Genomic DNA, 13,269 nt, shown 5'->3' with positions numbered 1-13,269 from the left:
CGCGCATGAATGACGGCCGGATCTTCCGCGAGGCGTGGATCGACGGTGTGAACAAGCACTACCCCGGCGAGCCCAAGCCCGGCTACGTCACGCCGTGGGACGACACGCCCGCGTGGGAGCGCGAAGCGGCCACCGCCGTGTACGGGCAGGTGCGCGACTTCATCGAGGTCAGCGGCGGGCACGCGGCCCGGCTCACCCGCGAGCAGAAGGGGCGATTCGTCGCGATCTGCTGGACCGCCCAGATGTTCCGGCATTTCGAAGACCCGAAGCCCGGATATGTCGCCGACTGGTCCGACCTGCCGGTCTGGCAGCGGGAGACGGACGCGGACATCTTCGAACGCATCGAGGGGACCGCCTGAATCTCAGGAGCGACGACGTCCCCGTCCGGGCCGATCCGGCCGGGGACGTCTTGTTACGTAGCCATCAAAGTAGCCACGGAAGCACCATCCCTGCACGTTTATGCAGGTCATAGCGTTGCGCCGACAGTCCCCGGCATACAGCCCGGCTCGTCTGTCGGCAGTAGTGAAGGAGAGCCCCCGGCTCGGGCCCAGCGCCCGGCCGGGGGCTCTCCCGCGTCCGGGGCCAGGGGGCCGTGGGTCGGTCGGGGTGTGGCATGGGAGGCGAGTCTGACGGGGGGAGTGGGCGAGTGCCGGGCGGCTGAGTGGCTGACAGGCGGGGGGCCGGGCGGCCTGGTTCCGGGCTTGGGCGGTCGCGGGCGGTGTACGGGTAAGGGCATGACCATTCCTGTGGAGCAGCTCAGCGACCCCGCCGTGCGGGCCTTCGTCGTGGCCCTCAACGACAACGACCAGGCGGCCTTCTTCGGCACCCTCACTCCCGACGCCACCATGTCCGACGACGGCTCCGACCGGGATCTGCGGGACTGGACCGAGCGGGAGGTCTTCTCCTCGAACGGGTTCATGGAGGTCGAGGAGGAGACCGACGGCGGGCGCGCCCTCGTCGTCACCTATCGCAACGACACCTGGGGTGCGATGCGGACCGCCTGGCGGTTCACCGTCGACGGCGGGAAGATCTCCCGCTTCGAGACCGGGCAGGCCTGATCCGCCGGACCGGCGGTAAGGGCGTGACCCCTGCCGGGCGGGGCCCCTCGGCCCCGTCCGGTCAGCCCCGTCCGATGTACGGCATGGTCGTCGCCATCACCGTCGCGAACTGCACGTTCGCCTCCAGTGGCAGGCCCGCCATGTGCACCACGGTCGCCGCCACGTCCGCCGCGTCCATCACCGGCTCCGCCGCCAGCCGGCCGTCGGCCTGCAGGATTCCCGTCTGCATGCGGGCCGTCATCTCCGTGGCCGCGTTGCCGATGTCGAGCTGACCGCAGGCGATGCGGTACGGGCGGCCGTCGAGGGACAGGGACTTCGTCAGGCCCGTCATCGCGTGCTTCGTCGCCGTGTAGGCGATGGAGTGCGGGCGCGGCACATGCGCCGAGATGGAGCCGTTGTTGATGATGCGGCCGCCCTGCGGCGACTGCTCCTTCATCGCCCGGAAGGCGGCCTGCGCGCACAGGAACGCGCCCGTCAGGTTGACGTCCACGACCGCGCGCCAGGTCTCCGGGTCGAGTTCCTCGACCGGCACGCCGCCGCCGGCGAACGTGCCCGCGTTGTTGAAGAGCAGGTCCACCCGGCCGAACCGGTCCCGTACCGCCTCGAAGAGGGCCGCGACCTGGGTCGGTGACGTCACGTCCGTCGGGAGGCACAGCACGTTCCCCGGGGGGAGGGGGGCCGCCGTCTCCTCCAGCGGCTCAAGGCGCCGGCCCGCAAGTGCCACCGACCAGCCGGCCTCCGCCAGCGCCCTCGCCACGCTCCGGCCGATGCCCGAACCGGCGCCCGTCACCACTGCGATGCTCATGGGCGCGCAGCGTACGGCAGACGCCTGCGACACGAACTCATCCGTCCGACACGTGGATGTTCTGTACCCGACAACGTGAGGACGTCCCGCCCCCCTGCACTACGGAAGGACAGCATCCGTCAGGGGAGGGGACCATGACCGCCGCACCCACCTATGTCGATGAACTCCGCGATGCCGCAAGCCACTTGGGTCGCCGCAGATTCCTCACCGTCACCGGCGCAGCCGCCGCGCTCGCCTTCGCCGTGAACCTCCCGGCCGTAGGCACGGCCGCCGCCGCCGAATTCGACCCCCGCCGCATCACCGAGAACCCGTTCACCCTCGGGGTGGCATCCGGCGACCCGCTGCCCGGGTCCGTGCTCCTGTGGACCCGGCTCGCCCCCCGCCCGTACGAGAGCTCCGGCGGCCTGCCCACCGGCAACCGCGTCGCCGTCCGCTGGGAGCTCGCCCACGACGAGCGCTTCACCCGGGGGCTGCGGCGCGGCACGGTCGACGCGCACCCCGAGTTCGCCCACACGGTCCACGTCGAGGTCGAGCACCTCGCCCCCGGCCGCGTCTACTTCTACCGCTTCCGCGTCGGCGCCTGGACCAGCCCCGTCGGCCGCACCCGTACCGCGCCCGCGCCCGGCGCCCGCAACAGCGCCCTGCGGCTGGCCGCCGTCTCCTGCCAGGCCTACCCGGACGGCTACTTCACGGCCCACCGGCACCTCGCCCGGGAGGACCTCGACGTCGTCTTCCACCTCGGCGACTACATCTACGAGTACCCCGTCGACTCCAGCGGCGGCAACCGCCGCTACAAGCCCGGCACCCTGCCGGACGTCCTCGGCCACGAGACCCTCACCCTGGACGACTACCGCTTCCGTTACGCCCTGTACAAGTCGGACCCCGACCTCATGGCGGCTCACGCCGCGCACCCGTTCGTCGTCACCTGGGACGACCACGAGACCGAGGACAACTACGCCGACGACGTACCCCAGAACGACGTCCCGCCGGCCGAGTTCCTCATACGTCGCGCCGCCGCCTATCGCGCCTACTGGGAGAACCAGCCGCTGCGCCGGCCCCAGCGGCCGCAGGGCCCGGACATGAGGCTCTACCGGCGGCTGCGGTTCGGCCGGCTGGCCCAGTTCGACGTCCTCGACACCCGCCAGTACCGCTCCGACCAGGCGTACGGCGACGGCTGGCAGGTCCCGGGCCCGCTGTCCGAGGACCCGAGGCGCACCCTGACCGGCGCCACCCAGGAACGCTGGCTGATCGACGGCTGGCGCGCGTCGGACGCCCTGTGGAACGTGCTCCCGCAGCAGGTCATGTTCGCCGAGCGCCGCACCCTGCCGACCGCCGCCTACAAGCTGTCCATGGACGCCTGGGACGGCTACCCGGCCTCCCGGCAGCGCGTCCTCGCCGGGGCCGCCGCGGCCGGCGTCGACAACCTGATGGTCCTCACCGGCGACGTCCACGTCTCCTTCGGCCTCGACATCAAGGCCGACTTCCGCGACCCGGCCTCCCGCACGCTCGGCACGGAGATCGTCACCACGTCCGTCTCCAGCGGCGGCAACGGCGCCGACCGGCCGGGCAACCACGCCACCCTGATGCAGGCCAACCCGCACATGCGCTTCTACAACGGGCGGCGCGGTTACGCGAAGGTCACCCTCGGCCTCGACCACGCCCGCGCCGACTTCCGTACGGTCTCCTCCGTCACCAACCCCGGTGCCCCGGTCACCACCGCCGCGTCCTTCGTGACCGAGGCCGGCAGGCCCGGTCTCAAGCCCGCCTGACGCCCCTAACATAGGGACGGATTCAACGAAACGGAGCAGCGATGCCGGAGAGCGGCCGGACCACCACCGAAAGTCCCGCAGGGGGCATAGGGGACACAGCGGGCCCGCCGGTCGCCTCCGCGCGACGGGCAGGGCTGCTCGTCACCCTCGTCCTCGGCGGCCTCACCGCCCTCCCGCCGCTCTCCATGGACATGTACCTGCCGGCCCTGCCGGAGGTCACCGAGGCGCTGCGCTCACCCGCCGCCACCGTCCAGCTCACCCTCACCGCGTGCCTCGCCGGCATGGCACTCGGCCAGCTCGTCGTCGGCCCCATGAGTGACAAGTGGGGCCGGCGGCGGCCGCTGCTCGTCGGCATGATCGTGTACGTGCTCGCCACCGCCGTCTGCGCGTTCGCCCCCACGGCCGGACTCCTCGTCGGCTTCCGACTCCTCCAGGGCCTCGCGGGCGCGGCAGGCATCGTCATCGCCCGCGCGGTCGTCCGCGACCTGTACGACGGCGTCGAGATGGCCCGGTTCTTCTCGACCCTCATGCTGATATCCGGTGCCGCCCCGATCGTCGCCCCGCTCATCGGCGGCCAGATCCTGCGGATCACCGACTGGCGCGGCGTCTTCTACGTCCTGACCGGCGTCGGACTCCTCCTCACCTTGGTCGTCTGGCGTTTCCTCGGCGAGACCCTGCCGGCCGAGCGGCGCCACTCCGGCGGCGTCGGCGAGGCGCTGCGCACCATGCGCGGCCTCCTCGCGGACCGGGTCTTCACCGGCTACATGCTGGCCGGCTCGCTCGCCTTCGCCGCCCTCTTCGCGTACATCTCGGCCTCGCCCTTCGTCGTCCAGGAGATCTACGGGGCCTCCCCGCAGACCTTCAGCCTGCTCTTCGGGCTCAACTCGGTCGGCCTCGTCGTCGTCGGCCAGATCAACGGCAAGCTGCTCGTCGGCCGGGTCAGCCTCGACAAGGCGCTCGGCTGGGGGCTCGGCATCATCCTGCTCGCCTCCGTCGCCCTGCTCCTGCTGACCACCGGCGTCTTCGGCGTGCCCGGGCTCGCGCCGATCGCCGCCGGGCTCTTCGTGCTGATGTCCGCGATGGGCCTCGCGATGCCCAACACCAACGCCCAGGCCCTGATGCGCACCCCGCACGCGGCGGGCTCCGCCTCGGCGCTGCTCGGTACCTCCTCCTTCCTCATCGGCGCCGTCGCCTCCCCGCTCGTCGGCATCGCCGGCGAGACCACCGCCGTGCCGATGGCCGTCGTCCAGGTCGTCTGCGCGATCGCCGCCGTCGGCTGCTTCCTGCTCCTGTGCCGGCCCTGGCGCGCCGCCCCGTCGCACGAGGCGTAGGGCACCGTCCGGCTGCCCCGGGGGGTGTCAGGGTGCCGTCGCCGGCCGCCTAAAATGGGTCGGTGAACGCCTCGCTCCCCTCCGCCGACACCCTGCGCGCCGCCCTCGCCGCGCTCCTCGACGGGCTGCCGCCGCGCCAGGCCGCACAGGCCGTCGAGCGGCTCATCGCCAACTACCGGGGGGCCACCCCGACCGACGCGCCCGTGCTGCGCGACCGCTCCGACGTCGCCGCCTATGCCGCGTACCGGATGCCCGCCACCTTCGAGGCCGTACGCAGCGCCCTGTACGCCCTCGCGGACGCGGCCCCCGACTGGGTGCCGGCCACGCACACGGACGTGGGCGGCGGGACCGGTGCGGCGAGCTGGGCGGTCGCCGAGGCCTGGGAGGGCGCGGCCCGCACCACCGTCCTGGACTGGGCGGAACCGGCCCTCGAGCTCGGCGAGGAGCTCGCGCGGGGCGTCTTCGAGGCCGACTGGCGCCGCGAGCGGATCGGCGGGGCGCTGCGCCTGCCCGACAGCGACCTGGTGACCGTCAGCTACGTCCTGAACGAGCTCACCGAGGCGGCCCGCACCGCGCTCGTCACCGAGGCCGCCCGCGCCGCGCAGGCCGTCGTCATCGTCGAGCCGGGCACCCCCGACGGCTACGAGCGGATCATCGCCGCCCGCACCCTCCTCGTCGAGCAGGGCTTCACCGTCGCCGCGCCCTGCCCGCACAGCGGCGCCTGCCCGATCGTGCCGGGCACCGACTGGTGCCACTTCGCGGCCCGGGTCAGCCGGTCCTCGCTGCACCGGCAGGTGAAGGGCGGCTCCCTGCCGTACGAGGACGAGAAGTACAGCTACGTCGCCGCGACCAGGTTCCCGGTGACCCCCGCGACCGCCCGCATCATCCGCAAGCCGCAGATCCGCAAGGGCCAGGTCCTCCTCGACCTGTGCGGCCCCGACGGGCTCACCCGCGACACGGTCACCAAGCGGCACGGGCCCCTCTACAAGCAGGCCCGTGACGCGGAGTGGGGCGACGCCTGGGGCGACGAGAGCTAGCGGTGTGCAGGGCGGCCCTGGCCGCGCAGCTCCTGCGTGCAGCACTTCACGCTGCCGCCGCCCTTGAGCAGCTCGCCCAGGTCCATGCCGATCGGCTCGTAGCCGCGCTCCCGCAGCGGGTCGTACAGGCCCACCGCCGCCTGTGGGAGCAGCACGTGCCGGCCGTCGCTCACCGCGTTCAGGCCGAGCGCGGCGGCGTCCTGGTCCGTGGCGATCAGGGCGCCGGGGAAGAGCCGCTCCAGGACGGCGCGGCTGCCGGGGGAGAAGGCGTCCGGGAAGTACATGACGTCGTCGCGCGCGTCGTCCAGGACGCACAGCGCCGTGTCCAGGTGGTAGTAGCGCGGGTCCACCAGCTCGAGGCCGATCACCGGCCGCCCGAAGAACTCCTGGGCCTCGTCGTGCGAGAGCGGGCTGGAGCGGAAGCCCCGGCCGGCCAGGATCCAGGAGGCGGTCACGGCGAAGTCGCCCTCGCCCTCGTTCACATGGTCCGGCTCCCGCACGTCCGCGTCCGGGTAACCGTTCCTGCGGAACCAGTCCAGGTGCGCCGCCGCCTCGGCCGAGCGCTCCGGGTAGGCGAACTTCGCGCCCAGCACGCGGCCGTCCACCACGGTCGCGCCGTTCGCGGCGAAGACCATGTCCGGCAGGCCGGGGCTCGGGTCGAGCAGCTCGACGGTGTGGCCGAGCGCGCGGTAGCGGTCGCGCAGGTCCTCCCACTGGGCGAGGGCGAGCGGCAGGTCGACCGGCTTCGTGGGGTCCATCCAGGGGTTGATGGAGTACGTCACCTTGAAGTGCGTGGGTGGGCACATCAGATAACGGCGGGGCGAGGCCTCGCGCGGAGTGTGGCGCAAAGAGAGCTCCTCTGCGGTCGCTGATCGTTGAGCCCATGGTCCGCTTTCCTGCGGCCGCGCGCAGTGGACCGTTCGGGTGGTTCGGATGAAGAGCGGGCGACCCCACCGGTGACGAGACGGTGCGTCTCGGTACGGACTAGAGTGGGACGCATGTCCGACACCAAGGCCCCCGACACCAAGGCCCCCGACTCCGCGCGCCGCAGCGAGCGCTCCCGTCGCGCCATCTACGACGCCGCCCTCGCCCTCGTCTCCGAGCAGGGTTACGCGAAGACGACCGTCGAGGGCATCGCCGCCCGCGCCGGCGTCGGCAAGCAGACCATCTACCGCTGGTGGCCCGCCAACTCCAAGGCCGCCGTCCTCATGGAGGCCTTCCTCGACCTCGCCGGCCAGGCGGGCGAGGCGGTGGGCGCCACCGCCGAGAGTGAGATCCCCGACACCGGCGACCTCGCGGCCGACCTCAGGCTCGTCCTGCGGGCCACCGTCGACGAGCTCAACGACCCCGTCTACGACCGCCCGACCCGCGCCCTCGCCGCCGAGGGGATCGTCGACCCCGCGCTCGGCGCCGAGTTCACCGCCAAGCTGCTCGAACCCCAGCTCCAGCTGTACGTGCGCCGCATCGAGGCCGCCCAGTCGGCCGGCGACATCGACCCCGGCGTCGACCCGCGCATCGCCCTCGAGCTCCTCGTCGGCCCCCTCCACCACCGCTGGCTGCACCGCACCCTGCCGCTCACCCACGCCTACGCCGACACCCTCGTCGAGTACGCGCTGCGCGGTCTCTCCGCGCGGAGGTGACCCCGGTTCCCGAGTCCGGTCACCCGAGGCGCAGGATGGTGGGACCATGGAGAGCCCCGTGGGACCGAACGGGCGAGCATGAGGTGTGAGGGGATAGATGGGCGACGGCATCGGCCGCTACCGCGGCACGGAGAGCAAACTCGCACAGTGGCTGCGCAGGCGCCCCAAGCGGACCGCGGCCGACATCGAGAACGACCGCGAGAAGTCACTCCTGGCCGTCGCCGCCGCAGGGCTGCCGCTCGCCCCCGCCGCGTATCCCGTCGGCTATCGCTGTTCCTGTGAGCGGATCGGCTGTCCCACGCCCGCCCGGCACCCCGTCTCCTTCGCCTGGCAGACCCAGTCGACCACCGACCGCGCGCAGATCGAGCGCTGGGCCCGCAACCAGCCCGAGGCGAACTTCATCACCGCCACCGGCATGGTCCACGACGTCCTCGACGTCCCCCTCGCCGCCGGCCGTGCCGCCCTGGAGCGGCTGCTCGCCGAGGGCGTCGAGGTGGGCCCGGTCGCCGTCTCGACCGCGGCCGAGGACCGGCCCGGCGACGGCCGCATGTACTTCTTCACCCTCACCCGCGGCACCCCCGAGGACGAGGACGAGTGGTGGCCGTGCGAGCTCGACTGCCATCCGGAGACGATGGACGAGCATCCGGGGCTGCGCTGGCACTGCCGCGGCAGCTACGTCCTCGTACCGCCGTCCCGGCTCCCCGGCGACGAGGGCACCCAGCCGCTGCTCGCCTGGGAGCGCGGCCCCGAGCACGCGCTGCCCGAGCCGCTGAGCCTCCTGGAGACCCTCACCGACGCCTGCGCCCGCCACGTGGCCGAGCAGGCGGAGCAGGGCGAGCCGGCGGACCACGGGATCGCCTGGCCGCTCAGCCGCTGAGTCCGCAGGCTTCCGGCCGGTCCGTCACGCTTCCGGCCCGTCCGTCACGCTTCCGGCCGGTCCGTCAGGCCTCCGGCCGGTCCGTCGCGCTTCCGGCTGCTGAGCCCGCGCCGCCCGTCGGGTACGGCCGAGGGGCCTGAGGAGCCGGAGGGGTTACGACCCCTCCGCCCCCGTCACTCCCTGGAGCCGGCCCAGGACCTCGACCGCGTCGCGCTCGGCGCCCGCCGGCTTCACGAGGACCGACTGACTGGACACCCACTGCTTGGTGACGGTGCTCCTGACCTCGCCGGTGAGCAGCGCCTTCACGTCCTTGCCGACCTTCGGCCGGTAGCCGGGCGCCGCCGTCTGGCGCTCGAAGTAGCGGGTGGCGAAGAAGACCAGGGCCCCGCCGTCCTGCGTGGCGAGCCCCAGCGGTGCGAAGTCGCCGCCGCTCTCGGCCCGGTCGAGGTACTGCGTGGCGAGCCCGGGCCGCTTGGCCGCCTTCTGGCGCTCCGCGCGCCACTCGGTGGTGTGCGGTCCCGCGGCGAACGGCCCCTGCTGCCCGCCCTTGAGGAACGACACGTACCGCTCGCCCAGGTCCTTCGGCGCGACCGCGAGCCCCGTGCCGCCGGGCGCCACCGGCACCGCGTACCCCGCATCGCTCTTGAACGCGGGGATGTCGTCCGGGCTCAGGATCGACAGATAGGCGGCCTCCCACACCTCGTGCGAGCCACCGCGTACGAAGACCAGGAGCCACCGGGTGTCGGCGGACCCCTGGTCGGTGTCCCGGTTGGAGTCCGTGTCCGCGACGAACCAGCGCGGCCAGCCCGCCTTGCGGGGTATGACGAACTTCGCGTCGGTGAGCTCCAGCGGCCGGTGGTCCGGATTGCCGCCGGGGCTCGACACCTGACGCGACTTCAGGCCCGCCTGGTTGATCTCCCCCATGGGGCCGGTGACCCGGTCCGCGTCGAGGGCCGGGTCGTACGCCTTGTCGGCCTTGTTGTAGGCCGCCGTGAAGTCCTTCAGAGCCTGCTCGGCCTCGGCCTTCGTCGCCGCGGGCAGCAGCTCGCTCTCGCCGTGGACGGTCACACACCCGCTCGCGGTCAGGGCGAGGACGGACGCCGTCACCGCCGCGAGGAGCGTGTCAGCCGGTCGCCTCCGCGCCGCTCGCCTCAGCCTTCTCATCGCTCTCGGTCGCCTTCTGCCTCTCCACCCGCCTGGACGGACCCGACCCTACCGGGGCCAGGAAGATCAGCAGCGTCGGGATCAGATAGAGCGCCCACACCGTGACCTGAACGACCGTCGGATCGGGCTGGAAGTTGAACACGCCCTTGAGGAGCGTGCCGTACCAGCTGTCCGGCGGGATCGTCGCGGAGATGTCGAAGGCCTTGTTCTCCAGGCCGCCGAGGAAGCGCGCCTCCTGCAGGTCGTGCACGCCGTACGCGAGCACACCGGCCGCCACCACGACCAGCATGCCGCCGGTCCAGGTGAAGAACTTCGCCAGGTTGATCCGCAGCGCTCCCCGGTAGAACAGCCAGCCCAGGAACACCGCCGTGAGCAGGCCGAGCACGACGCCGGCCAGCGGCGCGTACGTGCCGTCCGAGGAGGCCCGTACCGACGCCCACACGAACAGCGCCGTCTCCAGGCCCTCGCGGCCCACCGCGAGGAACGCGGTCGCGACGAGCGCGCCCGTGCCCATCTGGAGGGCCGCGTCGAGCCGGCCGTGCAGTTCGGCCCTGAGGTGCCGCGCGGTGCGCCGCATCCAGAAGACCATCCAGGTCACCAGGACCACGGCGACGATCGACAGCGAGCCGCCGAGCAGTTCCTGCGCCTCGAAGGTCAGCTCCTGCGAGCCGAACTCGAGACCGGCGCCGAAGGCGAGCGCGAGCCCCACGGCGACGCCGATGCCGATCCAGATCGGCTTCAGCGCGTCGCGGCGCCCGGTCTTCACGAGGTACGCGATGAGGATGCAGACGACCAGGCTGGCCTCCAGACCCTCACGCAGACCGATCAGATAGTTCCCGAACACGTCGGTTCCCCTCCTCGATTACGAGAACAGCGCCCGGCCCCACCAGTCGTCCTTGTCACGGACGCCCGGAGGGATCGCGAACAGCGCCGAACCCACGTGCTGGGTGTACTCGTTGAGCACGTCCGCGCGCGCGAGGGAGGTCTGCACCGGGATGAAGCCGGTGCGGACGTCCCGCTGGTATGCGAGGAAGAACAGGCCCGCCTCCAGACGGCCGAGGCCGTCGGTGCCGTCGGTGAACGAGTAGCCGCGGCGCAGGATGGTCGCCCCGTTGTTGGAGTCGGGGTGCGCCAGGCGCACGTGCGCGTCCGGCTTCATCGCCTTGAGGAACGGCTCGTCGTGCTCCTTGGCCTTGCCGACGGGCGCGCCTTCCTTCTTGTCGCGGCCGAAGATGTCCTCCTGCTCGGCGAGCGGGGTGCGGTCCCAGGTCTCGACGTTCATGCGGATCCGGCGGGCGACGAGGTAGGAGCCGCCGTCCATCCAGGCGGCCGGGCCCTCGGCGGCCTTGCCGGACACCCACACGTGCCTGGCGAGCCGCGGGGCGTCGGTGCCGGCGATGTTGCGGGTGCCGTCCTTGAAGCCGAACAGGTTGCGCGGGGTCTGGGCGTCCGGCGTCGTCGAGGACGTCTTGCCGAAGCCCAGCTGCGACCAGCGCACCGCGACCTTGCCGAAGCCGATGCGGGCGAGGTTGCGGATGGCGTGCACGGCGACCTGGGGGTCGTCCGCGCAGGCCTGGACGCACAGGTCGCCGCCGCTGCGGGCCGGGTCCAGGTTGTCGCCAGGGAACTTGGGCAGGTCCACCAGGGCCCCGGGCCGCCGGTCCGCGAGGCCGAAGCGGCCGTCGAAGAGCGAGGGGCCGAAGCCGATGGTGAGGGTGAGCCGGGAGGGCTTGAGGCCGAGGGCCTCGCCGGTGTCGTCCGGCGGGGCCTCCGGCAGTCCGCCGTAGGCGCCCTCGCCGACCTCGTGACCGGCCGTCATGCGCTCGGCGGCCCGGGTCCAGTCCTTCAGGAGCTGGATCAGCTCGGCGCGGTCCTTCGTCTTCACGTCGAAGGCGGCGAAGTGCAGCCGGTCCTGGACGGCGGTGGCGATGCCGGCCTGGTGCTCGCCGTGGAACGGGACGGCCCCGCCGGTGTCGGCGACCGGCGCGGTGGCGTCGCCACGGCCGTGGGTGAGGGCGACGGCGCCGCCCGCCGCGGCGGCGCCGAGCGCGAGCCCGGCACCGCCCCAGCCGATGACGCTGCGGCGGGAGGGCGCGGTGCCCTCCTGCGCGGTCGTCGTCTCGTCGGTCATCTCGGTCTTCTCGCTCATCGGGTCCCCCTACTTCGCGACGGCGGCGGCGAGCTTGGAGAGCGGCTCGGCCAGCGCGTTGACGCCGTCCGACAGCTCCTTGCGCTGCTCCTTGCCGACCTTCTCGTACGAGGTGAAGACGTAGCTCGTCTTGTCCGTGCGGTACTTGTCGAGCAGGGCGTTCAGGGCGGCGAACTGCTTGTCGAGCTCGGCGACCAGCTTGGCGTCGTTCTTCGTGGCGACCGGCTTGAGCAGCTCGAAGGACTTCTGGGCGCCCTCGACGTTGGCCTTGAAGTCGACCAGGTCGGTGCGGGAGTAACGCTCCTCCTCGCCGGTGACCTTGCCGGTGGCGACCTCGTCGAGGAGCTCCTTGGCGCCGTTGGCCATGGAGGTCGGGGTGATGTCGGCCTTGCCGACCCGCTTCACCCAGTCCGCGAGGTCCTTGTCGAGGAGGTCGGCGAGCTGCTTCTCGCGGTCGCCGATCTTCTTGTCCTGCCACAGCGCCTTCTCCAGGCGGTGCCAGCCGGTCCAGTCCTTCGCCGGGTCCTGGCCGGCCTCCAGGCCGTCCTCGCGGACGTCGACCTTCGGGTCGATGTCGCCGAAGGACTCGGCGACCGGCTCGGTGCGCTCCCAGCCGATGCGGGACTCGGCGTACGCCTTCTTGGCGGCCTCGATGTCACCGGCGCGGACGGCGTCGGTGAAGACCTTCACCTTGGGCAGCGTCTCGTCGGCCTGGGCCTGCACGTACTGGCGGTAGGCGGCGACGGCGGCGTCCATCTCGGGGGAGCGCTTGGCGGCCGCGGCGCCGCCGCTGGCGGTGACCTTCTGGCGGATGCCGTCGCCCTTCATGCCGGGCTTGCAGGCGATCTCGTAGTCACCGGACTTGATCTCCGCGGTGATGGTGGCCTTGGTGCCGGGGCCGATGTTCTCCCGCTCGGTCACGATCCGGCCGTCCGGGTAGAGGACGTAGACCTCGGTGACCTTCTCGCCGCGGTTCTCCACGTTCAGCTTCAGGTGGCCGGCCGGGAAGTCCTTCTTCGAGACCTCGCAGGAGTCGTCCTTCGCGATCACCTGGATCGCGCCGTCGTCGGCCTTGGAGTCGCTTTTCTGGGTGCAGCCCGTGACGGCGGCCAGGGTCGCCGCTGTGACGGCGGCGGTGACGACGGAGAGACGGACGGCTCGCATGGACGACTCCACTGGGGGGACGGGAACAGGGACGGCAGGAAGGCGGACCTAACTTAACCGAGGCTTACCTCAGCCATACCCACCCGTCCAGTGATTCAGCTCTCAGGTCCGGCGCGCCGGACACGGCCCGGTCACGGGCGGCTCACGGGGATTTCACGGCTTGGTCAAGGAGTGGTCAAGGCGGGGGACTTGTCAGGATTTGGGGTACGCGTCGGTAGCGCGAGCAGCGGCGCCGGTCCGCGGATGCGGAAACACCTTCACCGGCTGCCGGTGGA

13 protein-coding genes are annotated in these 13,269 nt (G+C 72.2%); 7 read left to right on the top strand and 6 right to left on the bottom strand.

Going from position 1 to position 13,269, the window contains the following annotated elements:
• The first annotated feature begins 5 nt into the window (after positions 1-5).
• Complete coding sequence (locus ACIGEZ_RS02530) at positions 6-359, top strand: hypothetical protein (protein WP_399824858.1); 354 nt, start codon at positions 6-8, stop codon at positions 357-359.
• 375 nt (positions 360-734) lie between these two features.
• Positions 735-1,058 (top strand): nuclear transport factor 2 family protein, encoded by a 324-nt coding sequence (locus ACIGEZ_RS02525; protein ID WP_399824856.1) that lies wholly within the window; start codon positions 735-737, stop codon positions 1,056-1,058.
• 61 nt (positions 1,059-1,119) lie between these two features.
• On the opposite strand, the gene ACIGEZ_RS02520 is transcribed toward ACIGEZ_RS02525, so the two are convergent.
• Positions 1,120-1,863, bottom strand: a complete 744-nt coding sequence (locus ACIGEZ_RS02520) for an SDR family oxidoreductase (protein ID WP_399824854.1) — start codon at positions 1,861-1,863, stop codon at positions 1,120-1,122.
• Positions 1,864-1,997: 134 nt separating this feature from the next.
• On the opposite strand from ACIGEZ_RS02520, the gene ACIGEZ_RS02515 reads away from it, so the two are divergent.
• The 3 genes from ACIGEZ_RS02515 (at position 1,998) to ACIGEZ_RS02505 (ending at position 6,000) form a co-directional block, all read left to right on the top strand.
• A complete protein-coding gene (locus ACIGEZ_RS02515) occupies positions 1,998-3,632 on the top strand; it encodes an alkaline phosphatase D family protein (protein WP_399824852.1) in 1,635 nt (544 codons plus the stop codon).
• 41 nt (positions 3,633-3,673) lie between these two features.
• A complete protein-coding gene (locus ACIGEZ_RS02510; protein WP_399824850.1) occupies positions 3,674-4,963 on the top strand; it encodes a multidrug effflux MFS transporter in 1,290 nt (429 codons plus the stop codon).
• Positions 4,964-5,025: 62 nt separating this feature from the next.
• Positions 5,026-6,000 (top strand): small ribosomal subunit Rsm22 family protein, encoded by a 975-nt coding sequence (locus ACIGEZ_RS02505; RefSeq protein ID WP_399824848.1) that lies wholly within the window; start codon positions 5,026-5,028, stop codon positions 5,998-6,000.
• On the opposite strand, the gene ddaH is transcribed toward ACIGEZ_RS02505, so the two are convergent.
• Positions 5,997-6,848 carry a dimethylargininase gene (gene ddaH / locus ACIGEZ_RS02500; RefSeq protein WP_399824846.1) on the bottom strand — a complete coding sequence of 284 codons (852 nt, stop codon included), beginning with the start codon at positions 6,846-6,848 and terminating at the stop codon, positions 5,997-5,999. The genes ACIGEZ_RS02505 and ddaH overlap by 4 nt on opposite strands.
• 150 nt (positions 6,849-6,998) lie before the next feature.
• Here ddaH and ACIGEZ_RS02495 point away from each other — a divergent pair, with 150 nt between their 5' ends.
• The gene (locus ACIGEZ_RS02495) at positions 6,999-7,640 is read left to right on the top strand and encodes a TetR/AcrR family transcriptional regulator (protein ID WP_399824844.1); all 642 of its coding nucleotides are present in this window, start codon (positions 6,999-7,001) and stop codon (positions 7,638-7,640) included.
• 97 nt (positions 7,641-7,737) lie between these two features.
• Complete coding sequence (locus ACIGEZ_RS02490; RefSeq protein ID WP_399824842.1) at positions 7,738-8,517, top strand: bifunctional DNA primase/polymerase; 780 nt, start codon at positions 7,738-7,740, stop codon at positions 8,515-8,517.
• A 153-nt stretch (positions 8,518-8,670) separates the two neighbouring features.
• Here ACIGEZ_RS02490 and ACIGEZ_RS02485 read toward each other — a convergent pair whose 3' ends face one another.
• The 4 genes from ACIGEZ_RS02485 to efeO are packed head-to-tail and all read right to left on the bottom strand — an operon-like array spanning position 8,671 to position 12,994.
• Positions 8,671-9,681 carry a hypothetical protein gene (locus ACIGEZ_RS02485; protein WP_399824840.1) on the bottom strand — a complete coding sequence of 337 codons (1,011 nt, stop codon included), beginning with the start codon at positions 9,679-9,681 and terminating at the stop codon, positions 8,671-8,673.
• Positions 9,641-10,525, bottom strand: a complete 885-nt coding sequence (efeU, locus tag ACIGEZ_RS02480) for an iron uptake transporter permease EfeU (protein ID WP_399824838.1) — start codon at positions 10,523-10,525, stop codon at positions 9,641-9,643. The genes ACIGEZ_RS02485 and efeU overlap by 41 nt, the downstream gene beginning before the upstream one ends.
• Before the next feature lie 18 nt (positions 10,526-10,543).
• On the bottom strand, positions 10,544-11,812 hold the full coding sequence (efeB, locus tag ACIGEZ_RS02475; RefSeq protein ID WP_399826178.1) for an iron uptake transporter deferrochelatase/peroxidase subunit: 1,269 nt from the start codon (positions 11,810-11,812) through the stop codon (positions 10,544-10,546).
• 27 nt (positions 11,813-11,839) lie between these two features.
• Positions 11,840-12,994, bottom strand: a complete 1,155-nt coding sequence (efeO, locus tag ACIGEZ_RS02470; protein WP_399824836.1) for an iron uptake system protein EfeO — start codon at positions 12,992-12,994, stop codon at positions 11,840-11,842.
• Positions 12,995-13,269 lie beyond the last annotated feature (275 nt).

It is taken from the genome of Streptomyces sp. NPDC085481, from assembly GCF_044541845.1.
Lineage (GTDB): Bacteria > Actinomycetota > Actinomycetes > Streptomycetales > Streptomycetaceae > Streptomyces.
This window is presented reverse-complemented; position numbering and strand designations above follow the sequence as displayed.